Source organism: Methylomonas sp. TEB, from assembly GCF_047777895.1.
In the GTDB taxonomy this organism is placed as follows: Bacteria; Pseudomonadota; Gammaproteobacteria; order Methylococcales; family Methylomonadaceae; genus Methylomonas.
Genome location: NZ_CP180476.1, coordinates 1,596,761 through 1,620,775, shown reverse-complemented (window position 1 = coordinate 1,620,775; position 24,015 = coordinate 1,596,761). Strand labels below are relative to the sequence as shown.

At 53.1% G+C, this 24,015-nt stretch carries 23 protein-coding genes; 15 read left to right on the top strand and 8 right to left on the bottom strand.

The window, feature by feature from the left end; translation table 11 throughout:
- The first annotated feature begins 2 nt into the window (after positions 1 to 2).
- The 4 genes from cysE (at position 3) to ACMXD4_RS07355 (ending at position 2,971) form a co-directional block, all read left to right on the top strand.
- Positions 3 to 755, top strand: a complete 753-nt coding sequence (cysE, locus tag ACMXD4_RS07370) for a serine O-acetyltransferase (RefSeq protein WP_415880328.1) — start codon at positions 3 to 5, stop codon at positions 753 to 755.
- Positions 756 to 1,043: 288 nt separating this feature from the next.
- Positions 1,044 to 1,529, top strand: coding sequence for a Fe-S cluster assembly transcriptional regulator IscR (gene iscR / locus ACMXD4_RS07365; protein ID WP_033155456.1), 486 nt, complete (start codon positions 1,044 to 1,046; stop codon positions 1,527 to 1,529).
- Positions 1,529 to 2,632, top strand: a complete 1,104-nt coding sequence (locus ACMXD4_RS07360) for a cysteine desulfurase family protein (protein ID WP_415880327.1) — start codon at positions 1,529 to 1,531, stop codon at positions 2,630 to 2,632. Before iscR ends, ACMXD4_RS07360 begins: the two co-directional genes overlap by 1 nt.
- Before the next feature lie 15 nt (positions 2,633 to 2,647).
- Positions 2,648 to 2,971, top strand: coding sequence for a HesB/IscA family protein (locus tag ACMXD4_RS07355; protein WP_033155458.1), 324 nt, complete (start codon positions 2,648 to 2,650; stop codon positions 2,969 to 2,971).
- A 50-nt stretch (positions 2,972 to 3,021) separates the two neighbouring features.
- Here the strand turns inward: ACMXD4_RS07355 and ACMXD4_RS07350 are convergent, their stop codons facing one another.
- Positions 3,022 to 3,366 (bottom strand): hypothetical protein, encoded by a 345-nt coding sequence (locus tag ACMXD4_RS07350; RefSeq protein ID WP_020485383.1) that lies wholly within the window; start codon positions 3,364 to 3,366, stop codon positions 3,022 to 3,024.
- A gap of 198 nt (positions 3,367 to 3,564) precedes the next feature.
- On the opposite strand from ACMXD4_RS07350, the gene def reads away from it, so the two are divergent.
- Genes def through ACMXD4_RS07330 form a run of 4 tightly spaced genes read left to right on the top strand, consistent with a single transcriptional unit; the run spans position 3,565 to position 6,208 of the window.
- The gene (def, locus tag ACMXD4_RS07345) at positions 3,565 to 4,092 is read left to right on the top strand and encodes a peptide deformylase (protein WP_205450808.1); all 528 of its coding nucleotides are present in this window, start codon (positions 3,565 to 3,567) and stop codon (positions 4,090 to 4,092) included.
- An 11-nt stretch (positions 4,093 to 4,103) separates the two neighbouring features.
- Positions 4,104 to 5,018: a quinoprotein relay system zinc metallohydrolase 2 gene (locus ACMXD4_RS07340; protein ID WP_415880326.1), complete on the top strand. Its 915-nt coding sequence runs from the start codon at positions 4,104 to 4,106 to the stop codon at positions 5,016 to 5,018.
- 18 nt (positions 5,019 to 5,036) lie between these two features.
- Positions 5,037 to 5,870, top strand: a complete 834-nt coding sequence (locus tag ACMXD4_RS07335; RefSeq protein ID WP_415880325.1) for a quinoprotein dehydrogenase-associated SoxYZ-like carrier — start codon at positions 5,037 to 5,039, stop codon at positions 5,868 to 5,870.
- The gene (locus ACMXD4_RS07330) at positions 5,870 to 6,208 is read left to right on the top strand and encodes a DUF2845 domain-containing protein (RefSeq protein WP_415880324.1); all 339 of its coding nucleotides are present in this window, start codon (positions 5,870 to 5,872) and stop codon (positions 6,206 to 6,208) included. The genes ACMXD4_RS07335 and ACMXD4_RS07330 overlap by 1 nt, the downstream gene beginning before the upstream one ends.
- Before the next feature lie 134 nt (positions 6,209 to 6,342).
- Here ACMXD4_RS07330 and ACMXD4_RS07325 read toward each other — a convergent pair whose 3' ends face one another.
- The 5 genes from ACMXD4_RS07325 to ACMXD4_RS07305 all read right to left on the bottom strand — a co-directional run bounded on the left by ACMXD4_RS07325 (position 6,343) and on the right by ACMXD4_RS07305 (position 12,091).
- Positions 6,343 to 7,245, bottom strand: a complete 903-nt coding sequence (locus ACMXD4_RS07325; protein ID WP_415880323.1) for an EAL domain-containing protein — start codon at positions 7,243 to 7,245, stop codon at positions 6,343 to 6,345.
- A gap of 28 nt (positions 7,246 to 7,273) precedes the next feature.
- Complete coding sequence (locus ACMXD4_RS07320) at positions 7,274 to 8,272, bottom strand: sulfate ABC transporter substrate-binding protein (protein ID WP_415880322.1); 999 nt, start codon at positions 8,270 to 8,272, stop codon at positions 7,274 to 7,276.
- 294 nt (positions 8,273 to 8,566) lie between these two features.
- Positions 8,567 to 9,295 (bottom strand): VPLPA-CTERM sorting domain-containing protein, encoded by a 729-nt coding sequence (locus tag ACMXD4_RS07315; RefSeq protein ID WP_415880321.1) that lies wholly within the window; start codon positions 9,293 to 9,295, stop codon positions 8,567 to 8,569.
- Between the two features lie 544 nt (positions 9,296 to 9,839).
- Entirely contained in the window at positions 9,840 to 11,324 is a 1,485-nt protein-coding gene (locus ACMXD4_RS07310; RefSeq protein ID WP_415880320.1) for a hypothetical protein, read from the bottom strand.
- 365 nt (positions 11,325 to 11,689) lie between these two features.
- On the bottom strand, positions 11,690 to 12,091 hold the full coding sequence (locus ACMXD4_RS07305; RefSeq protein ID WP_171696024.1) for a hypothetical protein: 402 nt from the start codon (positions 12,089 to 12,091) through the stop codon (positions 11,690 to 11,692).
- A gap of 445 nt (positions 12,092 to 12,536) precedes the next feature.
- On the opposite strand from ACMXD4_RS07305, the gene ACMXD4_RS07300 reads away from it, so the two are divergent.
- From ACMXD4_RS07300 to ACMXD4_RS07270, 7 genes are all read left to right on the top strand, one after another.
- Positions 12,537 to 12,923, top strand: coding sequence for a hypothetical protein (locus ACMXD4_RS07300; protein ID WP_415880319.1), 387 nt, complete (start codon positions 12,537 to 12,539; stop codon positions 12,921 to 12,923).
- Positions 12,924 to 13,358: 435 nt separating this feature from the next.
- The gene (gene ftsH / locus ACMXD4_RS07295) at positions 13,359 to 15,254 is read left to right on the top strand and encodes an ATP-dependent zinc metalloprotease FtsH (RefSeq protein WP_415880318.1); all 1,896 of its coding nucleotides are present in this window, start codon (positions 13,359 to 13,361) and stop codon (positions 15,252 to 15,254) included.
- Positions 15,255 to 15,497: 243 nt separating this feature from the next.
- On the top strand, positions 15,498 to 17,012 hold the full coding sequence (locus ACMXD4_RS07290; RefSeq protein WP_415880317.1) for a TolC family protein: 1,515 nt from the start codon (positions 15,498 to 15,500) through the stop codon (positions 17,010 to 17,012).
- A 119-nt stretch (positions 17,013 to 17,131) separates the two neighbouring features.
- Positions 17,132 to 17,602 (top strand): MarR family winged helix-turn-helix transcriptional regulator, encoded by a 471-nt coding sequence (locus tag ACMXD4_RS07285; RefSeq protein ID WP_171696027.1) that lies wholly within the window; start codon positions 17,132 to 17,134, stop codon positions 17,600 to 17,602.
- Positions 17,589 to 18,044: a YtcA family lipoprotein gene (locus ACMXD4_RS07280; RefSeq protein ID WP_415880316.1), complete on the top strand. Its 456-nt coding sequence runs from the start codon at positions 17,589 to 17,591 to the stop codon at positions 18,042 to 18,044. Before ACMXD4_RS07285 ends, ACMXD4_RS07280 begins: the two co-directional genes overlap by 14 nt.
- Before the next feature lie 15 nt (positions 18,045 to 18,059).
- Positions 18,060 to 19,217: an efflux RND transporter periplasmic adaptor subunit gene (locus ACMXD4_RS07275; RefSeq protein ID WP_415880315.1), complete on the top strand. Its 1,158-nt coding sequence runs from the start codon at positions 18,060 to 18,062 to the stop codon at positions 19,215 to 19,217.
- On the top strand, positions 19,214 to 21,484 hold the full coding sequence (locus ACMXD4_RS07270) for an FUSC family protein (protein WP_415880314.1): 2,271 nt from the start codon (positions 19,214 to 19,216) through the stop codon (positions 21,482 to 21,484). The genes ACMXD4_RS07275 and ACMXD4_RS07270 overlap by 4 nt, the downstream gene beginning before the upstream one ends.
- A gap of 71 nt (positions 21,485 to 21,555) precedes the next feature.
- Here ACMXD4_RS07270 and ACMXD4_RS07265 read toward each other — a convergent pair whose 3' ends face one another.
- Entirely contained in the window at positions 21,556 to 22,686 is a 1,131-nt protein-coding gene (locus ACMXD4_RS07265) for a HupE/UreJ family protein (protein WP_415880820.1), read from the bottom strand.
- A 122-nt stretch (positions 22,687 to 22,808) separates the two neighbouring features.
- Positions 22,809 to 23,978, bottom strand: coding sequence for a hypothetical protein (locus ACMXD4_RS07260; RefSeq protein WP_415880313.1), 1,170 nt, complete (start codon positions 23,976 to 23,978; stop codon positions 22,809 to 22,811).
- Between the last annotated feature and the right edge of the window lie 37 nt (positions 23,979 to 24,015).

Here is a 24,015-nt window from a genome sequence, read left to right as displayed (position 1 = left end):
CCATGCTGGCCAGACTCAAAGAAGATATTAACTGCGTATTTGCCCGGGACCCGGCCGCGCAGTCGGCTTTTGAAGTGATAACCACCTACCCCGGCTTTCACGCCGTACTGATTCACCGTTGCAGCCACTGGTTATGGTTGCGTGGCTTTAGGTGGGCCGGTCGTTATGTATCGTTCTTGGGCCGGTGGCTAACCGGTATCGAAATTCATCCCGGCGCGCAAATCGGCCGGCGGTTCTTTATCGACCATGGCATGGGGGTGGTGATCGGTGAAACTGCCGTGATTGGGGACGATTGCACGCTATACCATGGCGTGACCTTGGGTGGCACCAGTTGGAACAAGGGTAAGCGCCACCCGACCCTGGGCAATGGCGTGGTAATAGGGGCTGGGGCCAAGGTGCTGGGACCGATTGAGGTCGGCGATGGGGCGAGAGTCGGTTCGAATTCGGTAGTAGTAAAATCGGTGCCAATGGGGGTGACGGTAGTTGGGATTCCCGCACATATCGTCGACCCCAAAGCCAAACAAGAAAAAGCCCGGCGCGATGCAATGGCACAGAAAATGGGTTTCGACGCATACGGCGCCACGGGTGATATGCCGGATCCTATCGCTAACGCTATCAATCTGATGCTTGACCATATCCATCAACTCGATAAACAAATAGCCGATATGCAACAGGTATTGAACGATGCCGACATTAATTGCCATCGCCAGGCCATGTCGGCTTTGGATGATTGTGAAATTAAGGATAAGCAATAACGCTGTCAGGTATTTTCTGATACTGAATGCTCGAACGCTGGTCATCGGCGTGATTCAAACTGAGTAGCGTATGCTTTAAGCTTCTTGCAGAGTCGCGAGATTTCAACCCCGCAAATTCCCAACGAGTTCAAGCTGTAAAACGCTTGATCTGTCCTCAGAATTGAAAAATATGTGTTACAGCTTGTCTGTGTTTAATACCTCAAGAACCACTTACGATTGAATACTTGACCAAATTACTGGGTTTATTTATAGTCAGCATTATTTTCATTAGTTTGTAAGGGGTTTGAAATGCGGCTTACCACAAAAGGGCGTTACGCGGTCACCGCGATGCTGGATTTGGCTTTTCACAGTCAAGCCAACCCGGTGACTTTGACTGACATTGCGACTCGACAAACCATCTCCTTGTCTTATCTTGAACAATTGTTTGCTCGTTTACGCAAGGCCGGCATGGTGAAAGGTGTTAGAGGGCCCGGCGGCGGGTACACACTTAGTCGCAGTGCCCGGGAAATTAATATTGCCGACATTATCGAAGCAGTCGACGAACCTGTTGATTCGACCAAATGCGGTGGTAAAGCCAATTGCCACAACGATGAACCTTGCCTGACCCACGATTTATGGATGGGCTTGAGCGAGCAAATTCGCGCTTACTTAAAAGAAATCAGTCTTGGGCAGTTGCTAGAGCGCGATTTTGTCAGTGACGTGGCAAAAAGACAGAGCAAACAAGTCGAGCATGTCATCGAAATGCAACCTCGGCAGGAAAAACGCATCGCGTAATGATCTATCTGGATCATAACGCCACCACCCGTTGTGACGAGCGAGTGGTGGAAGCGATGTTGCCCTATTTGCATGGCATGTACGGCAATCCATCCAGTTTGTATAAGCTTGGCCGCATAGCCCGCAGCGCTATCGACACCGCCAGGGAACAAATCTCCGGGCTGATAGATGCACCAGGAGCGCAGATTGTATTTACCAGCGGCGGCACTGAAGCAAATGCGTTGGCACTAGCCAACGCCCGTGAACGCGGGCTGGCAATTTCTGCAATCGAACACCCCTCCATTTTCGAAAACGCCGCATACTTCCGGCAGTGTTTTCGCAACTTGCAAACGCTTGAGGTGGATGGCGCTGGGATAATGCCGTTATTCGCGCTGGACAAAGTAAATTGGCAAGCCGGCGACATGGCGTCGGTGATGTTGGCGAATAATGAAACCGGCGTTGTTCAAGACCTTGCAGCCATCGCCGAACGTTTAGCTGAACGCGGAGTCAACCTGCATACCGATGCCGTCCAGGCCTTGGGTAAAATCTCATTTTCGTTCAAAAAGCTGGGCGTTAAATTGATGAGTTTATCCAGCCACAAAATATACGGGCCAAAAGGTTGCGGGGCATTGGTCGTTGCAGAAGATTTTGTTTTAAAGCCCTGGCTGCGCGGCGGCGACCAGGAGCATGGCTGGCGGGCTGGTACGGAAAACGTGGCGGCGATAGTGGGTTTTGGTAAAGCAGCCGAGTTGGCTAAGACAGAAACAGACGCAAGACAAGCTCGCATGCTGGCGCTGAGAAAGCGTTTGGAGCAAGCTCTAGACACCATTCCGGGCTTGGTGATCTTTGCCGAACACGCCCCAAGATTGCCGAATACCGTGCAGTTTGGTATCCCCGGCATTAGCGGCGAAATGTTGTTAATGCAGTTGGATCAGCGCAATATCGCGGTTTCCAGTGGCTCCGCCTGCTCGGCGTCGTCCGGCGAAATCAGCCCGGTGTTGACGGCTATGGGAGTGGAAGCCTCCTTGGCTAAATCGGCTATCCGCGTCAGTTTGGGTAAAGACAACCAAGAAACCGAAATCGATCAATTCGTCGATGTGTTAAAAACATTGATAGCAAATTAATTAGGAGAATTAGCAATGGCTATTACCGTGACCGAAAGTGCCGCCCGGCAAATCCAAAAACAGTTACAAAAGCGCGGCACAGGCTTAGGCTTGAGATTGGGCGTGAAAACCTCAGGATGCTCCGGGTACGCCTATGTGTTGGATTATGCCGATCAAGCCGAAGCCGATGAGGTGGTATTCGATCAACACGATGTAAAAGTACTGGTGAAACAGGCTGATCTGGATAAATTGAGCGGCATTGAGTTGGATTATGCCAAGGAAGGTTTTAACGAGGCCTTTAAGTTCAACAACCCCAATGTAAAAGGTACCTGCGGTTGCGGGGAGAGCTTTTCGGTTTAGCGTAAGAAACGCCGGCTTTCCTATTTAGATAAAGCCGGCGTCATCGGCGCTTATTTCATGTTAGCGCCGCAGTTTCCTTCCATTTTTTTGCCTTCAGCAGCTTTGTCCGCAGCTGGAGCAGCCGGTTTGTTACCAGCGCACTTGCCTTCGGTAGCAGCTTTGCTATCAGTGCTTTTTTTCATCATAGACGCGCCGCATTTCCCTTCTCCGCAAGAACCGTCTTTCATTTTATCGGCACCGGCTTCAGGTTTGGCTTCGGCAGTCAACATATAGCCTGAGCTCAACTCAGACAACGCAAACGGATTGCTGTCAGCTTGAGCAAAATTGCCCGCCAGCGTTGGCAGCAGAGATGCGCCGATTGCAATGGCGAACGGGGTTTTGTTGATTTTCTTCATACTATCTCCTGTGGAAAAAACGAATTGTTCTAATAAGCGGTTTGCAACCGGAGCCCTGCATTTCCGGCAACTGGCCTGTTGTTAATATCACAAAAAAGCCTTGTAAAGTAAAGGCAGGAAGATTACGCCAATCGGCAGTATACTCTCGCCCGAAACGACTTATTTCCGCAACCTGCCTATACGCTATCCGGCACAACCATGACTTCGAAAACACCGATTGCCCAACTGGGAGCCGAGGTATTGCGGCAGCAGGCGCAGCCTGTTGACGACTTTGCCTGCCCGGAGTTCCATAAACTGATTGAAACCCTGCATGAGACTATGCTGGAGGCTAATGGTGTCGGCATAGCCGCCCCGCAATTGGGTGCTTCCCGGCAAATTTTGATCATCGCTTCCCGGCCGACAGCCCGCTATCCTCATGCTCCGGAAATGCCGCCGATTCTGATGGTCAATCCAAGTTTTAAGATTGTCGATAACTCATTGCATAAAGATTGGGAAGGCTGTTTAAGCGTGCCGGGTATCCGGGCGCTGGTGCCGCGTTACCGGGCTATCGAAGTGCAATATCAAGATCAGCAAGGTGAACCCCACCGTTTGGCCTTGCAGGATTTTCCAGCCCGCGTCTTCCAACACGAGTTCGATCATCTATTGGGATTGGTCTATCTGGATAGGGTGGAAAATAACCAAGATATTATCGCCGAAACCGAATTTTTCAAACGCATTGCCGCATAGGAGCCAACTGAATGAAGTTTGTGTTGTTGTTAATGGGCCTATTGACCAGTTACAGCAGTATGGCTGCGCCGCCGTTGTCTTTCAGCCAAGTGGCGCCGGGCATCTATCTGCATACCTCAGCACATCATTGGCCTGATCGAGATAATCACGGCGAGATTGCCAATATTGGCTTTATTGTTGGTGAGCGCTGCGTAGCGGTGATCGATAGCGGCGGCAGTCCACAACAGGGCGCCGCGTTGCGAAATACCATCAAGCAAGTTACCACCAAACCGGTTTGCTATGTGATCAACACCCATGTGCATCCAGACCATATCTACGGCAATATCGCTTTCAAGGAGCCGGGCGTGCAGTTTGTCGGCCATTATAAGCTGGCGCGAGCCATGGCCACGCGCGGCGACCATTATCTCGGTCGCGCAACGGAATTGCTGGATATTCAAGTTAATCACGACAACATTATTCCGCCCGATATAGAGGTGAATGACAGCATGACCCTGAACATCGGTAATCGTGAACTGCTGCTGACCGCCCATCCCAGTGCGCATACCGATAACGATTTAAGCGTCTACGACAAGACCACCGATACTATGTGGCTAGCGGATCTGTTGTTTTTAGAGCATATCCCGGTGATAGACGGCAGCATCAAAGGCTGGTTGTCGGAGATGGCTCGCTTGGAGAAAAATCACTATAACTTAGTGGTGCCCGGCCACGGGCATTTGGTGAAAGATTGGCCGGCTAGTCTACAGCCGCAAAAAGCCTATTTGAATAGTCTGGCTACCGAAGTAAGGACTATGATCAAACAGGGCAAAACCCTCGAGCAGGCTGTGAATACCGTCGGCTTGCCTGCAAAAAAAAATTGGCAGCTATTTGAACAATTCCACCGCAAAAACGTGACCATCGCGTTTGCCGAGCTGGAATGGGAAGATTAAACAAAGGAGATTAAAAGCATGCACAAACCTTACAACGCTATTTTTCTGCTGGCTTTAATGATTTTGCCGGCCATCGCCGTTGCCGAAGGTGACGACATTACCTGGAACACAGTTTTGAAAAGCCAGTTTTTCGCCGATAAAAATATCGACGAATCCAATGCGGTTATCGAATTGGATGCGCCTTATCGGGCGGAAGATCCGGCGATTGTACCGGTTAAAGTCACCAGCAAATTTGCACAAAGTAAAGATAAATACATCAAAAAAATCTGGCTGTTCGTCGATAAAAACCCGTTCCCATTTGTCGGTGAATTCGAGTTCTTTCCGGAGAGCGGTAAAGCCGATTTGGCTTTGCGAGTGCGCGTCAATACCTATAGCGACATTCGCGCGGTTGCCGAAACCAATGACGGCAAGTTCAGCATGACCAAAAAATTTGTCAAAGCCAGCGGCGGCTGCTCGGCACCGATTGGTGCGGATCTGGATGAAGCCATGAAACGGCTGGGCAAGGTTAAGTTTCGGCTCGACGACGGCATTCAAAGCGGCCAACCGGCCTTGACGCAATTAATGATCAGCCACCCCAACCTCACGGGCATGCAGATGGATCAAATGACCCGATTCATCCGAAAATCGCACTTTATCGATCAACTAAAAGTGACTTTTAACGACAAGCCCGTGCTTAACGCCAAAATCGATATTGCGATCAGCGCCGACCCTAATTTCCGCTTCTACTTTGTGCCTGATAAGGCCGGCGAGTTAAAAGCCGAATTTACCGATGTATCCTGTGAATCGCCCACCAGCCGAAACGTTTGCAATAAAGGCGGTAGCTACTCGCAAAGTTACACGGTAAGCCCTTAATGACCAGTTCGCCAATCAGAGGCATTTTGTTGGGATTGGGCATGCTGGTATTTGCCGGCGATGCGCTTGCGCTGCGCTGCGGACATAAATTGGTCCAGGTGGGTGATTATAAAGCCGAAGTCTTGGACAAATGCGGGGAACCGGATTCGGTCGAACAGCGCCGCGCAATCCGCGGCAGCCGCTTACGGCATCCCTACGGCGCCTTGGAGGTAGATCAATTTGAAGAGGTGCTGATCGAAGAATGGATTTACAACTTCGGGCCGCGCAAGTTTCAGCAGCTGCTGGAGTTTGAAGATGGGGAGTTGAAAAAAATCAGCAATTTGAGTTACGGATACTAAATCGCAAGGTTTTCAACCCTGACCTAAACCAAAAAAGCCCCCGCCGAGAAGGCGGGGTTAGCAGGATTGCCACAGGAGAGCACATCTCACCGAGTTTTCGGTAAACCATCAAACTATCTTGCAGTCGTTACACATTACATACCGTGCTGAGCGGGGACGCTGAAACTGCCGAAATGCATCGGCGCACCGGGCATTAACAGATTCTCTTGCACCGCCAGCCTGGGTTTTTGCCAATACCCAGCCGCCGCCGGCCTTCCCAGGAAATAACCTTGCAGTAATTTGCCGCCGGCATCCAAGGCAATATCCAGCTGTACTTCGTTTTCGATGCCCTCAATGATCGCTTGCGCGCCCAGGGCCTGGATGATTTCGATTAATTTGGGCAACACCCGGCGGATCTTGGCATCGGTTTGCGCTTGATGGATGATGCTTAAATCCAGTTTCACAAAGCTGGGCGATAAGCGCCACAAGCGGTCCAGATTGGAATGCCGGCTACCGAAGTTATCGATAGCCACCTGGAAGCCGCGGTCGCGGTAATTGTCCACCGCTTCCAGCAACTGTTGATCGGCCTCCACCGCATTTTCCATGATCTCCAGCACCACTCTTGTAGTCGGCACCGAATGCAGATGCAAAATGTGCTCGAACACCTTGCCGTGCGTATTCACGCTAACCAGCAATTTGGGGTGCACGTTTAAAAACAGCAAGCCCTTGTCCGCCGGCAGATCCAGATAATTCAGCATGTGCAGGGTTCTAGCCACCCTATCCAGCTTCACCAGTTTGCCCTGATTGTCCGCCCAACTGAACGCAAAATCCGGACCCACGGCTTCCAAGCCGGTGGAGGTGCGCAGCAAGGCTTCGTAGCCAAGCAGTCCCTGGGATTTGCCGGCATCGAATATCGGTTGAAACTCGCTGCGCAATTTCAGGCCTATGAATCGGCTCAGCACTTCCTGTTGCTCGATTTCCAGTTTGAATTCGTCCAGATCAAGATACAAGGCCCGTTCCAGATCGTCACGGAGCAATTCGATGGTATTTTCCACCATGGCTACACCCTCCTCTGCCTAAGCGTTCTTAGCGCCCGTAAATTTTGTCGAACACGCCGTTATCGTCGAAGTGATCTTTTTGAATCAAGCCCCAGCCACCCAATTGGCCTACGCTAACCAATTCCAAAGTCGGGAATTGTTTGGCGTATTTAGCTGCGATGTCTTTGTCGGTGGGCCGGTAGAAATTTTTGGCGATAATCTCTTGGGCTTCCTTGGTGTATAGATATTTCAGGTATTCGATCGCCAGATCCTGGTTACCATTCTTTTTCGCCACTGCTTCGATCACCGCGACCGGCGGTTCGGCCAGGATGCTGAACGGCGGGGTGACGACTTCGAATTTATCGGCGCCGAATTCTTTGAGCACCAAATACGCTTCGTTTTCCCAGGTGATCAACACGTCGCCGATTTCCCGTTCGGCAAAAGTAGTGGTGGAGCCGCGCGCACCGGAGTCGAGTACCGGCACGTTTTTAAACAGCTTCTCCACAAAAGCCTTGGCGGCGTCCTTGCTGCCGTTTTTCTTTTCCGCGAACGCCCAGGCCGCCAGGTAGTTGTAGCGGGCACCGCCGGAGGTTTTCGGGTTGGGGGTGACGACGGAGACGCCGTCCTTAATTAAATCGTCCCAGTTTTTGATAGCTTTGGGATTGCCCTTGCGCACCAGGAACACGATAGTCGAGGTGTACGGCAGGCTGTTGTTGGGCAGTTTGCTTTGCCAGTCTTTCGGTAACAGATTGGCTTTCTCGTGAATTTGATCGATGTCGCCGGACAGAGCCAAGGTCACCACGTCGGCTTCCAGGCCGTCGATCACGGCGCGGGTTTGCTTGCCGCCGCCGCCGTGTGATTGCTGGATGGTGACGTCTTCGCCGGTTTTGGTTTTCCAGTATTGGCTAAACAGTTGGTTATATTCTTTATACAACTCACGGGTCGGGTCGTAAGACACGTTCAGCAGGGTGCGTTCGGCCAGCGCATTGCCGCTGAGGGCCAGGGCGATGCCGAAGAGTAAGGGCTTGAAGGTATGGGTGAATCTCATGGGTACTCCTGAAAAAAAGTTATCGATCTGCTTGCGGCAAGCTGAATGTTGGTTGACCACGGGGCTTATGCTACGCAAAGCCGATAACCAACAAAAACGATATAATTAGAATTAAATATCTTATATTGCGATATTTAATTCTGGATACAGGCAACCCTGACGCATGGCCAGGTTCGCCGTAAACCAAGGTTTTCAGGAAAATTCCGGCAAAGCGGCGAGTAAGGCGTTCGCCGGCTGGTGCCATACCAGAACAAAAAGCAGCGGGAAGCCCAAGCCTCCCGCCGATGAGCAAGGTCAAACCCCAGCTATCTTACGCCGCCCTACCGTCGCCAATCCGGCCAGCGCGCTGCCGAATAGCCATACAGCGCCGGGAATAGGCACTTGCGAGACCGTGATGGTATTGCCCACCAAGGAAAAATTTAGCGTATCGGAACTTAAGGTCAGCCGATAATCGCCATGATCGCGGGCGGGAAGCCCGGTCGGTAAGGTCAAGTTGTCGTTAGTATTGATACCGGCGACGGCTTCACTGGTCGATAAGGTGTAATCGGCCACCAGGTATAAATAATTACCGGCTTGCAAGGTGACGTTAAACGCCGGATCACGTAAGAAAAGCGAACCATCCGCCGAACCGTCGGTATTCGTCAAAATCCGCTGATTGCTGCTATCGGGGCAGTGATTGCCATCGGAATCGTCGCAACGCGCCAACATGTCGCCGGCATCCAGCAAGCCGTCATCCCGGTAGATATAAGTATCCGGGTCCAGAAAAGTAATTTCACCGTCGTTGTTCAGGTCGACTTCCTGATAACCGGCGGTGGATGTTTGCTTTTGCGTAGCCTCATAAGCCAACACATCAACTTTGAATGTACCGCCGCTAAGCATATTGATTTTCCAAGTATCGTAAGTAGTGCCGCCGCTTACTTTATAAATGGTGCCTGACACTTGCAGTGTATTTGCTTGGGCCTCGGCAAAGAGCGCACACCCCGCCAATCCGGCGACACCGATTGATTTTATTAGTTTATTCACGATTACAACCTTTATGTTGATTGAAGTTAGAGCGCGGAGGGAATTTGATTGTCGGAGCCTCTCAATATTCGCCGTTCCCACGTCTTTGAAAGCAGGTAGGCCGCGGCGTACTTAGTTTGCTAAGTCGCCTATAGAAACGAGTATGAATTATTGGAAGTCCTTCATCGTGTTAGCCGTTTCCACGCCTATGGCTAAGCACGGCGATCCCTATACAATATTCAGACCACAAAACATTTTTGTTTAAATACAGAAAGATACGTAGATGACCAGTATTAATGCGCGGTGAATTTTCGGTGAAATAACTTACGCACAAAGTTATTTGCCACAATTTATGCCCTTTGGGTATCTGCATAGGCATTACGAATTTTTTGGTTTAGCTGAACCCGCTTATTAACCCGGCCCACAAATATCGTCGCTCCGGCCAACGCGGGAATAGCGGAACCCGGTATTCTATGGGTTTACTGAATAAGGCGAAGAGAGGGAGCGCAGCCGCTGGTGAAAACTGCTTGGGCAGAGGTTCCTTCAATCAGAAAACTTCGGCATATCACCGTTTCCCGCGCACCAGCCAGCCAAACCCGCCGAGTACGGAAAGAAACAGGGAAAACGCCCCCGGTAAAGGCACCGGCGCTGATTGTAGCGGGCTCATATGCCAAGCCAACGCATAATCCCAACTGAACGGACTGGCTTCACCGGACTTGACCCGCAATTCGTAGTGGTGACCGGTGACCAGACTAAGCCACAGGTTCTCGCTGTTGTCAGCGCTGCTCGCTGAGAATGCGGCGATGTTTTGCGCCGTGGCATCGAATAACTCCAGATTCAGATCGTGTAAGGTGGTTATCAGATTCAAATCGTTCGATACCCCAAGATTCCACACCAAAGACGCCTGAAAATTCAAATCTGTCTCGGCGGCAAACTGATAGGTCGCCAAACTATTACTCGCCAAACCACCGAACTCAGTATCGACATCGAATCCGGCCAAACCGATGCCGTTTGCAGCACCGCCATCTTCCAGGCTATCTTGTTCGCCACCGGCGATGATTTGGTAACTATGCAAAATATTCAACTGGCCGGCGCCAAATCTATCGTCCAGGCCGTTCAGCGTTTGATGCCCGCTGCTGCGATAGTCAGTGATGTTATCCGTGGTTGAAGTATTCTGCGTCGCTCTGTCGGCACCCGCCAGCAACGCAGCTTTAGCGGTTTCGGCGCGCTCGGCGTTGTAAACGGTTCCCACGCCGTCAATATCAATAGATCCCTGCGATAAATTAGCCCCACCCTTGTGGCCGGTCTCAACTAATAGCGCGGCGGCAGCGGCTACTATTGGCGTGGCTCCGCTAGTGGTGGTTTGCGGCGCGACTAAATCGGGACGCGTCCGCCCCGATATATATAACGAGTCCACCGCATCGGATCCCCTATCCTGCCTACCGTCCGTGCGCCCCACAGCAATCGCATTGTAAGCACTGCCCAATAAAGGCGAGTCGCTGAGGCGATTGTCCATACCAACCACCTGGATGAATTCGTTGCGCTGCACCTGTCGATCAACCAGGCGCAGAATCATAGCCGTTTCGGGCACGGTGTCCCCTTTGCCGACCCAGCTATGGTTGGCAATCCGACTGGCGTTGAAGGGAGCCAAGGCCGTTGGACTAATCAGACTATCGATCCAGGCGTTGGCATCATAACTGGCGATGTTGCCGATGCCGTTGGCAATGGAATCCTTACCGTAAAATCTGGCACCGACACTGTCAGCATGTCCCGATGGTGCGGTACTGGCTTTTTTTCCCGGAAAACTGAACGTCTTGCCGGCAAATTGGGTGTTACGAATATTCGGCGCATAGATGGGGTAATCCGAGTGATCCCGCGATTCGACTAATGACGCTTCGGCGTGAACCACATTGACACCAGCGCCGGTCGGCGTGTTTGCGCCCAATTGACTTAGTAAGGTTTGATAGCCGATGTCGGCTTTGTAATCAGCGGCGGCAGCGGATGTGAAAAACAACATCGGAAACAGATAAAACCCAGGCTTTTTAGTCATTGTTATCACCCTTTTAATCGCTTGAACTGCGGTCAACGCTATCCGGTCGTTCCGAAAATTACCGCGCAGCAAGCGGGATAAAACTGGCCGTCCGACTCGTGGCGATACCGGAATGAGGCGCCACACTGAGCGCATCTAACGTCCCAGCACTGGATATGCCGGTCAATCGCAACTATAGACCAGATACCAAGTCTTGCCGGATGCGCGTTGTTCGTTGATTTTGGTGATTAGAGCATTCCGGAAGGGAAGGCTCTGAAAGCCCGGTGTAGATTATTCCTAACCTTGGAAATTGCAGCGGCCGCATGAAGAATGGGACTCCCGCCTGCGCGGGAGCGACGATGATTAAGGGTCAGGTTAATTCGCGATCAATGAATGCGAATCAGATAGCCGTCGGTTTTTTCACAACCGGGTTTGCTGTGCGCGGTAACACTCAAGCGCGCAAATCCACTTTCTATAGGTCTATCCACTTTGCCCTTTATCTCCAAGCGGCCGCTAGGTTGTTGGGTGATTTGCAGTTGCTTTGGGGTGAAATGGTATTTGGTTTCGCCGGCACTCACGTTAACCACCACCGATGTCAGTGTGGTGTTGGCGGAAGCCATCAACGAAAACTCGCTGAACGATTGCAAATATTTATTGGTTGCCGGTTGAAACTCCGAAAACACCGGTTTATCGCAGTGCTGAGAACTCTGGCTGCTGCCGTAGGCATGTGCCGCAGTGCCGCTCAAACTCAACAAAGTGGCGGCGGCAATTTTTAATAGCGTGATCATTATTTTCTCCGAGGCGTGGTTATAAGAATAGTTATACCCTTAGCTTACCAATAAAACCGCACATTGCTGGCGTTCAATTCAATCAAGCAAACGCCAGCGCCCCCTTTACGGCTGGCACGCTTATGCATACTCAATTATAAACCCGGCCCTGTTTAACACGGGTACACCATTCGGGCTGAGCGCGTCGAAGCCTTATGCCGCGCGTCCTTCGACACACTCAGCCCGAACAATATTTAAGGTCCGGGTCAATAAAAAGTGTGACGAAAAGCACACATATAGTTCTTATGAAAACAAATTAAGTTCTAATCAGAACCATAGTCTGGTAGACTTTACCCACACTATCAATTGAAACGAAGCTTTCGAAACATAAGTTCGTTTTGATCCTGAAGTGCCGAGGCGCAAGCCGCTATCGATTTATTTTTTCTGGTTTACCGAGGCTAACATCATGATGTCATGCAAAAAATTCATAACTTTCTCTATCGCAATCTCCCTTATCGGCGCGCTGAGTTTTCCGGTCTCCGCGGCGACTTTTAGCCACGAAGAAGTAAGAGCCGCTTTGGAAAGCACCATTTCCAAAGTCAAAGCGTCCATCTCCGCAGTAGAAAACGGCGCAGACAAGGAAACGGTAGCCGAGCTGGTCAGCCATGCCAAACAACAGCAAAAAGACATCGAGAACAACGACCTCGAAGTCAAACGCCAGCATGCCGGTAAACGCCTGAATACCGCATGGAAAGCAGCCCGCGGCGGCGATTTGCAATTGGCCGGCGAATCCTTGAAAGACGCTTTAAGTCGCTACGAGGAAATGCACACGCTTTATATTTCCAGCCATTAAGCCGCGTAAAACCGCCGGTTGAGCCACGCCTCAAAGGGCCGAGCGGCGCACAAAATCGGGGCGTTTTGTGTACAAATTGGACACAGGCTAGAGCACTGTAGGGCTCAAGCTGTATGTAAAGACTGCCATTTACGACCCGCATTGCGGATAACGCCGGCTCATTTGATGCGCGTGCGTCGGCCTTGGACCTATGGACCAAGCGTTTTCTTACCTCCGAAAAGAAAAACGTGACAGTTAACTTGTTCGCCAATTGGCGAAGCGGTGATGCGGGTCTTTTTTATATCGAATTAATGGCGCAAAAGTTGCTGATTTTTTTATGTCGAACCAGGGTTCTCTATTCTCGCCTGGCTCGATGCGGCAAACGTCCGTGCACCAACCCAAGTCTTGCCGAAGCGTATCACTTGAACCTTGCATCCTAAACAGGAGATCGCAATCATGAAAAAGCTCTTCATCGCTCTATCCATAACCGTTGGCATTGCTATCTTGATGTTCGCGGTATTCAATCCCAGACTGTCTTCCTACAATTCGCAAAACGACATTTCCTATTCCGATTTCATCAAGGATGTGCGCAGCAAATCCGTTGCCGAAGTAGTGATCGACGGCAGATCCATCGACGGCCGCCGCCATAACGGCACCCGCTTTGCCACTTACAACCCTGGTGATGCGCGGATCATAGACGATCTTTTGGAATATGACGTCAAGATCAAAGTCGAGCGGCCTGAGACGCAGTCCACCCTGACGCAACTGTTATTCTCTTGGGCCCCCACTTTGCTGCTGATCGGGGTATTGATCTATTTCATGCGTAAGCAGCAACAGGGTGCCGGCGCGCAAAACGGCTTTGGTAAAAGTCGGGCCAAATTGATGACTGAAGATCAAGTTAAGATACGTTTCAATGATGTGGCCGGCGCCGAGGAAGCCAAACAGGACGTGGCTGAAATGGTCGATTTCCTGAAAGATCCGGGCAAATACGAAGCTTTGGGGGGCAAAATTCCGCGCGGCGTGTTGATGGTGGGCCCTCCCGGTACCGGTAAAACCCTACTGGCTCGAGCGATTGCCGGCGAGGCTGGCGTACCGTTCTTTTCCATCTCGGGTTCCGACTTCGTGGAAATGTTCGTCGGTGTCGGCGCCTCCCGGGTAAGAGATATGTTTGAGCAAGCTAAAAAGCGCGCGCCCTGCATTATCTTTATCGATGAAATCGACGCCGTCGGCCGCCAGCGCAGTAGCGGCGGTAATATCGGCGGCGGCGAAGAACGCGAACAAACTCTTAACCAGTTATTAGTGGAAATGGACGGCTTCAGCGGCAACGAAGGGATTATCGTCATCGCCGCGACCAACCGGGTCGATGTGCTGGACAAAGCTTTGCTGAGGCCGGGCCGTTTTGATCGCCAAGTGCAAATCGGCTTGCCCGACATCAAAGGCCGCGAACAAATTCTCAAAGTCCACGCCACCCGCGTTCCCTTGGCGGACGATGTGAATATCACCGACCTGGCGCGCGGCACACCGGGTTTTTCTGGCGCCGAACTGGCCAATCTGATTAACGAAGGCGCCTTGTTCGCTGCCCGTAACAACCAACGGGAAGTGACGATGCACAACCTGGACAGCGCCCGCGACAAAGCCATCATGGGTGCCGAGAAACGCACCATGATCATGAGTCGCGAGGATTTGCTGATGACGGCCTACCATGAAGCCGGCCACGCCATCGTCGGCCGTTTGATGCCTGAGCACGACCCGGTTTACAAAGTCAGTATCATGCCGCGCGGTGGCGCGCTGGGCATTACCATGTTTCTGCCGGAACACGACCAATACAGTGCCTGCAAAGATAAACTGGAGGGCCAAATTTCCAGCCTGTTCGGGGGACGGATTGCCGAGGCCTTAATTTACGGCAAAAACAAAGTCACCACCGGCGCCTCCAACGACATACAACGCGCTACTCAATTGGCGCGCAATATGGTCACCAAGTGGGGCTTATCCGATCGCCTGGGCCCCATGGATTGCGGCGACAACGACAGCGGATTTATGGGATCGACCAAACCGATGTCCGAGCAAATGGCCCGCCTGATCGATCATGAAATCAGACAAACCCTGGCGAATAACTACAGACGCGCCGAAGCCATCCTGAAAACGCATATGGATATTCTGCACAACATGGCGCAAGCCTTGCTGGATTGGGAGACGCTGGACAAATATCAGATCGACGAGCTGATGCAGGGCCGCAAGATCGCACCACCCAAGGCAGCCCAGCCGGCAAAACGGCACTGCGACAACGGCAAATCGCCCAGGCCGACGACTGAAACGGTCGCTCCTATCGGCAAAATACCGGCTTTGTCGTGATCTCAAGACCTGACAGACTCTGCGCACAGCAAATTTCGGCAGATCCTCTCCCTCCCCGCCGGCCGGGGTTGGGCGAGGGATTAAAAAGCTGAAATTTGACGTGCGACGACTTTATAAAACTTAACTAAACAAATGAACTGTTTCTCGCCGGCCCTCAATAAATGATAGAGTCGGTTTTAAACAATACAGCAATGACCAGGGGATTTTTTCCAAATTAGAGTGATTCGACAACCCAATAAACGCTTGAAAAAATTCGTTTCCAATTCGGCAATATTGGCGTACTTAGCGCCAAGCTATCGTAGCGCGGCGACTGCAACATTGACAGTGTTGACAGCCTGCAGCGTGCCGACGCCGCTACCGCATGCAGAAAACACTCCGCCAGTCCCCGCCCAGTCGGCTGTGTCTTGGCGCACTTATCAAGCCCAAAACCGGCCCCCAGCACCTGATGCATCCAGTCCCAGCGCTGTGGACGCCGGAATCGATATCCAACAAACCTACGATTTACCGGCCTTGGTGGATTTGGCTTTACGCACCCATCCGGAAACCCGGATTAGCTGGGAAGAAGCAAAAGCCGCCGCCGCGCGCCTGGAAAGAAATCGCAGCACTTGGTATCCAACGCTAACGGCAATGGCCTTTGGTCAGCATTTTACCAGCAGCTTTCCCATCCCCGGCAGCGCGCTGGTCAGCAACGGTTACGCGGCGTTCGCCAGTTTGGATTTGGCATGGACCTTATTCGATTTCGGGCGCCGGGAGGCACTGGTCGATGCCGGTACGGAGCGTCTGAGCGCGGCGAATTTTGCCTTCGACCGTAAACACCAGGAAATTGCCTATCGGGTGGCCAGCAGTTTTTTTGCCTATCAGGCCGCCTTGGCCAAGGTGACGGCGGCGCAGCAAACTTTCGAGTCAGCCAAGACCAACGCCGACTCGGTACAAGCCAAACTCAAACAAGGCCTAGCCACCAAGCCCGACTTGTTGCTGGCCTTGCAAGAGCAGGCAAAATCCAGTTACGACTTGCAAGATGCACGCGGCTCGGTGACTCAGGCGCGCGCCGATTTGACCACGAATTTGGGTATTTCGCCGGCATATAGCCTGCACTTGGTCGACCTGAGCCAGCTGCCCTTACCCGCCGAACTGGCGCAATCGGTGGAAAAAATCGTCGATCAGGCCTTGGAACAGCGTCCGGATTTGCTGGCGCGCCTCGCCGAATTGCGCGCCCGCGAAGCGGAAGTTAAAAAAGCCAGAGCGGAATTCTGGCCGAAAATATCGCTACGCGGCATGGTCGGTAATCAATATTGGGGCGACGTGCAGACCAAGCCGAGCGGCGGAGAGAATTATTCCGCCAACGCCATGGTCGATACGGCCATGTTGAATGTGGAATGGACCTTATTCGACGGTTTTGAACGCAGCAATGCGGTGCGGGAAGCCGAGGCCAAAAGGTCGGCATCCCAAGCCCAACTGGAGGCTTTGCGTCTGGAGATCATGCGCGACATCTGGAAAGCCTACGCCGATACCAAAACCGCGCTGGAAAAACGCGAGTTTGCCTTGGCGCTGTTGAAAGCCGCCGAAGAGTCCTATGCCGCCACCCAGGAATCCTATACACACGGCTTTTCGACGGTAATCGAACTGTTGTCGGCGCAAAAAGATCTGGCGCGGGCCCGTTTTACCGAAATCGACAGTCGGGCGGGCTTATTGCGTGCCGCCGCGACGCTGGTTTATGTGTCAGGCAAGCAAAACCAGGACGTGTCAAATGAGCCTTAAACGGCCGTCTTTCATGACCACACAGCCAGTAACCCCAAACCCATGCACCGGGATGGTCTTGAGCATGAATGAGCTTACAGTTATCATCGAATCCTAATTAGAACAATTATTTTCACATTATGTCCTCAGACTCTACCTTTCCAACCGTTTTGCGACAGTTACTCCGCACCCATCAAGCCTTTTTGTCTTATGCCGCAAGGCACGTTCACCGGCTTGAATTAACCTTGCCGCAATACGATGTCATCATCACGCTGGGCAAAACCGCCGGCATGCAGCCCAAGAAACTTGGCGAAGAAACTTTGATTACCAAAGGCACGCTCACCGGCGTAGTCAGCCGCTTGGAGGACAAGGGCCTGGTGGAAAGGTCGGCGTCAAAAAAAGACGGCCGCAGCCAGATCATCCGCCTGACCGATGCGGGCCGCGCCGTATACGAACAGACTTTCCCCGAGCATCTGGCCCATATCGGCCGCCTGTTCGACGATTACGCGCCCGAGGACATCGCAAAGCTGGAGGCGGATTTGCAGAGACTGCATGAAGCGGTCATCGCCGCTCGCGGCAATCATATCGAACAACTCGATGATGAATTCTAACGAGTACCGAAATCTTTATACGTTTGAGGTGAAGCGCACAATGATCTCCGGGCCATTACTTAAGTGGGCCTCTAAAAATAAAAACACCTCCTTCTCCTCACGGGAGAAGGTTGGGATGAGGGAATTAAAATCAATTACTTACCCCCCTCACCCTAGCCCTCTCCCTGAGGGCGAGGGAATGTTTAGAGGTTCCCTTAAAACGTTTTTCCCGGCGAGTCTCTCGTTTTTTCTGACCGCGTGTGATCCGCTGCTCAGCCTGCAAGGTTCGTTCTGGCCGGCCTGGATTATCTGCATCCTCAGCGGACTGGCGGCCAGCATGCTGCTGATGTGGCAACTGGTGCGCTACCGGCTGGCACCTCATTTGGGACCGCCGCTGCTGATCGCACCAAGCCTGTGGGCCTTATGCACCTTTGTCATCTGGTTGGTGTTTTATGCAGCATGAAAACGGCGAAGCCTGATGGAAAACAGTCAAAACCATAGCCCAGGCTTAAGCCTGAAAAACCGGATATTGCTCGGCCGCATCATTGGCATAGCCATCGTGCTGGGCGCGGTGGCAAGCGGCGCGCTGGTTTGGCATATCAACTATCAAAATCCGCGCACCAACGATGCGATGGTGCGGGCCAATATCGTCGGCATCGCCCCGGAAGTCAGCGGCCGTATAGTGGAATTGCATGTCGAGGATAACCAATACGTCAAACAGGGCGACTTGCTGTACGTGATCGACCCGCGCCCGTATCAGGCCAGATTGGATAAAGCCAAGGCTGAATTGCTGCTGGCGGAAAAAGAGGTGGATTCCCGGCGTGCCTCCAGCGGTTCCGCGGAAATCGCCATCGAACGCCTGGAACACCAGCGCGCCGCCGCCAATGCCGAAGTCAAAAAAATCGAGGCGGAAGACGAATATCTGCACAACTATCTGGAACGTCTGGAACCCTTGGCGGATAAGCAATACGTCACCACCGACCAACTCAAACAGGCGCGCTCGCGTTATGCGGCTTCGCGCGCCGAACTGGCGGATGCGAAAGCTAAAGAACTGTCGGCTCGTAGCGCCATCGAGGAAGCCAAAAGCGATAGCCGGCGGGCGGTATCGTTAGTCGCCCAAGTCGGCGACGTCAATGCCCGCATCGAAGCCGCCAGAGCCCTGGTCACCGCCGCCGAGCTCGATTTGGAATACTGTTACGTGCGAGCGCCTTTCAATGCCTACGTCACCAATTTGAATACCCGCGAAGGCGAATACGCCAAGGCCGGTACGCAAATGTTCGCTTTGGTCGATGACCGCCAGTGGTATGTGATCGCCGACTTCAAGGAAACTTATTTGCAGTCTATCAAACCCGGCCAGGAAGCCGAGGTGTTTCTGGTTGCTTATCCGGGCAAGCGCTTTCGCGGGGTGGTGACCGGAATCGGCTGGGCCAATTCGCCCGACAATATCAAACAGCATGGCGTGTTGCCGGAAGTGGATCGCACGCTGAACTGGGTCATTCTGGCTTCGCGTTTTCCGGTAAGAATCGAGATTAAAGAGCACGACCCCGAGCATCCGCTCCGTATGGGCATGACCGCGTTTGTGACGGTACTGAAAGCCACTACCGACGCAGCCGGTACAGCTCTGCCGCCGTCATGACCCGAGGCGACAGCCGGACTGGTTCAAGCACACAGTCAAAACCCAACCAGCTTTGGTTTGGCACCAGCCTGGGGCAATTCCTGACCGCCGAACTCAAAGATACACCGGCACGGCGCGTCGCAGCCCTGCGTTTATTCGTCGTCACCCTGACAATCGCACTCGTCAGCCAAACCTTGCACATCCCGCCGCTGGGGGCAATTTCCATCTTGATTTGCCTAAGCTACGACGCTTACGCCAATGCCGGCCAATCCCTGGCATTTGGCATACGCCAGCTCGGTTACCTGATAGTCACGACCTTGGTATCGGTATTGACGCTGATGCTGGCCGGCAACGACCCTTGGTTATTGTTGCCGCTGTCGTTCGTCATCTTGGCCTTGTCGCTGTTCCACGCCAGGCTGATCGCTTGGCCTACGGGCATTGCGTTATGGTATTCGGTAGCGGTGCTGTACAGCCCCAACACGCCCGATGAAAATATTTACCATGCCTTATGGAACATCCCGATCATTGGCGTATTGGCGCTGGGAACCTGGACGGTCGTGCACCTGACCATCAAACCGCAAGACCCGCTGAAACTGTTAAAAGCCGAGATTGCCACGCAGTTGGCAGCGGTGGAATACATCTTCAGCGCCCGTCTGGCCGATGCCGGCGCGTATAGCCCCAGACCTGACGCCTCTATGCATGCCGCTGCCGGCAGCCTCGGCAAACTACTGGGTTTGCTGGCGAATGCCGAATTGATCCATCCCGGTTTGCACGAACGCCACCCGACTTACCGGGCACTGCTGTTGGAAATCGACGGTCTGCGGCAGTTGGCGGATTGGCTGAATCAGGTGTTGGCCGCGGAATATCGCGCCCAGCCGCTGACGCCGGAAAAATTAAATGTTTATCAGGCCTTACAAACCGCCTGCGCCAAGTTGCGGCAAGGCTTGGCGGAATCGCGCGATGTATCCGCAGACGTCACGGGCTTGTTAAACGAGGAAGTGTTGCAAGCTTATGCCCGTGAATCCAATCCATCGCTGTTAACCGCCTTGTGGCGAGCCTTGCAACGCATTGCCGGTTTGATGCAGGCATTACATCAAACCGTAGATGTGGACAGTAAGGACATCGACCAGGAAGCCGGCGATAAGCCTGAAAATAGCTGGCTGCCGGCCTGTTTGGGTTACGAGTTTTGGGCTAGCCATGCCGATAGCGTGCAATTCGGTATCAAATTCTCGTTGGGCGCGATCCTGTGCACGCTGATCGTGGAAAGCCTGGACTGGCCCGACATCAACACCGCGATTCCCACCTGTCTGGTCGCGGCGCAAACCAGTCTCGGCGCCGACTACCGGCTCTCGCTGTTGCGGGTGACGGGCGCTGCTGTCGGCGGCATTTGCGCTTACTTTTACGTATTGGTCTTTCAATCCCAGCTCGATACCATGGTCGGCTTTGCCTTCGCCACAGCGCCGTTCTGGGCTTTGGCGGCCTGGATTACCGCCGGCAGCGAACGCATCGCCTACCTGGGCCGACAGCTGGGGTTTTCGTTTGCATTGTTTGTGCTGCACGATTTCGGTCAAGTCACCGATCTGTATCTGCCGCGCGACCGGGTCATCGGTATTTTGCTCGGACTGATCGTGATGGGCGTTATCGATTACGCGCTATGGCCGCGGCGCTCGACAGTGCTGGCGCGCCATCACAGCATTGCGGCGTTACGCACCCTTGCCAATTTCACCAGCCGCTTACCCGATGTCAGCCTGCTGTTTACTTACACCTTACCCTTACGGCTAGCGGCGGAAAAACAGCTGGCCGCCGCTCAAGACTTGTTGGCGCATGCGGTATTGGAACCGGATGCGCGCCTAGTCGAAAGAGTGCATGAACGAGCGGCGCTGCGGACTATTGTCAGGGACGCCGGCCATTTATCCGGTTTGTTACAAGTCCGCAAACGCTACCGTTTACTCAGCGGCCAGCGCTTCAGTCATTTTCCCGACGAATTGCAACAACTCAGCCGGGCCTTCGATGCCGCGCTGACAACCGCCCTGGAATATGCCGCCAGCCTCCTGCAAGGCGAACCAGTCGGCAAACCCGTCGAGCTTGCCGATCATCAAGCGCGTCTAAAGCAAAGTTATACCGATCATCATGGTATCGACAATCTGGCCGACGATTTGGCGGTGGAATGGCTGCTACGCTTTATGCTGGACGAGCAAATTGTGGCGCTGATAGCTCACATAGAAACAGCAGCGCTGGCTGCCACCTCATATCCGCAAAAGTCCGCTCCAGGTCTTGATTTGCAATAAGGCTGCGCTACGAATCCACTATTGCCGATGGACTCCCGCTTTGGCTGGCGCGACGATATACGCTAAGTTGCTCAAAATATGTTCATCTGAAAATCCAGACTCCGTTCCGCTAGCCAAACCAAAGCCACGGTGACGATGGAAGCCGAACCGGTTTTCATGACCAGCAGCGGATAATAGCGATAGCGGCTAAAGCCCACTATCAGAGGCAAAACGGCGCCGACAATCACCAACTGCCCGGCTTCCACGCCCAAATTAAAACCCAATAGCGGTAACAACCGCTGCGTATCCGGCAAGCCCATATCCAACAACACGCTGGCGATGCCCATGCCGTGGATCAAGCCGAAAGCAAAGGCAAACCAGGTGCGGCGTTTTACCAACAGCGGATAAATATTATTCAGCGCCGCCAACGCCACCGACGCGGCAATCGCCGATTCTACCCAACGGGACGGCAAACAGATGTATTGCAACACGGTCAGGCTCAAGGTGAAGGAGTGCGCCAACGTAAAAGCAGTGACCACGCCCAGCACGTCGAAAAATACCGGTCTAAAGCCTGGTTTTGGCTGCCAAGCTCCCTGCTCCCACGCCAAAGCTGCCGGCAGCAACAGACTTAACAAAAATAGAATATGGTCAAAGCCGATCCAGATATGCCATAGCCCGGCGTAGCCGAATCGCGCCACGGTCCGCCACCCGGCATAATTTGCGTCCCGCACAAATTCGCAACGTTGCTGATCAGGACTAAAGATCTCAGTGTCGGTTTTAGCGGCATGCTTGACGCTTATCAGCCCGCGATGCTGCGGGTCGAGATCGAAAAGCAAGCGATAGTCTATGGACAACGGCGCGGACGCAGACGGACAAATCGCCTGGAAATTTAATGCGGCATAATGGCCATCGCTGTGTTCGTCCACTCGTAAATCTCCTGCTTGCAGCGAACAAACTTGCTTAGCCGTCGTCATTTGCAAACGACTCAGCGCATAGGCATACACAACATCCCGACTATTTCGCAACTCGGCCCAGGTAATATTACCGTCGTCGTTGCCATCCAGCCCCAAGGCATAATCCAGGTCGCGCAAGGCAATATCCCATTGCCCGGAGATTTGCTGCCCGTCAACCTGCACTGTCATGTAACTATCGCTGGCCTTATGGGCAAAAGCGCTAAAACTTGCTGTCAGCAGCAAGACCATGATCAAACCGGCCCAAATCATCACGTTCGAGCTTAATCTTTCAAAGCTTGGCGGGGCCGAACCTTCGACAAGCCTGCCTTGAGTGCAGCCTGGAGATTTAGGGCAAAAAGTATCTAAAAGAGCGATGAATTTCGCTGGCCCGTTCATATTCTGCCCCCGCCAATTTGCGCGAGCAGCGTTTCAAGTCGCGCATCTTGCAATTTGGACTCGGTTAAAAAAGCCAGCAGCGGCTGCGGATTTTTGCCGGCCGCCAGCGCTGCTTCCAAGAAAATGCGCGCATCGCGCGGCTCGCGCTGCACGTCCCAATTTTTTTGCGCCAGCGCCAGCGCCGATTCAGGCTGATCAAGCACATGCAATAAAAAGCGCGCCTCATCGCCTTGATGACTGCTATCGCCGCGCATGCGGCTGGCGGCAAAGCGAGCGGTCAGCGCATCTATATGCACAGCGGCAGTCGGCAGCCGCAGTGCTATTTCGGCAAAAGTCAGGCGCAGTAATAAGCCATCGACGCGCGTATCGTTGGCTAATAATTCCACCACGTCTTGGAAACGATTCCGGTCCAATAAATAATCGGCATAGGTAGCCAACAGATAACCATTGCGGCGCGGCATTTGCAGCGCCTGCTGGTAATAACCGTCGGCCGCATCGTTATTACCCATGCGCTCGGCCATTTCCGCCAGCGTGGTCAAGGCCCATTGTTGATCTGCCGGTGCGGGACTGTGCGCAGCGCTTACTGCTCGTGCCAACTGGCGATAAGCAGTGTCGAGCTGGCCGGAAACACTCAGAATGGAATTCAGGCAAACTTGGCCAATCAGCGGCTCGGCTAATTTTAGTAAGGGTATACAACTGTTCAGCGCTTCGGCGTGTTGGCCTTGCACTTCCAAAATGGCCGCCCGCGTCAACCAGGCTTGTGCCAAATGCGGCTGACGCGCCAAAGCCCGATGCAAATAGTCCAGGGCCGCCGGAAATTCGTGGCGATTTTGAAACAAGGTCGCTCGCAACGTCAGCACTTCGGCTGTCGGCTGCGCTACCGCCAGCCAAGGCGTCAATGCGGCTTCCGCATAACCGAAATAGCGCGGATCCGATTCAGCGCGGCCCAGTTCTATATAGCGCCGGACTAAAGCTAAAGCCGGTTCCAAGTCATGGGGCTGAGCCGCGACTTGTTTGCGCAAGTCACGAATTTCCAGCCAACTGTTGCCCCTGGCCGGCAAGACTTCGACGATTTCGTCATCGGTTTTGGGTAAATAAGCTTGTGCCCCGGCGTCACTGAACACAGCAACAGACATTACCAAACCTAATGTAAGCCAGTGTTTCATCGGCTCCTCCTTTGGATGTTTACCAGACAGGGGGCGA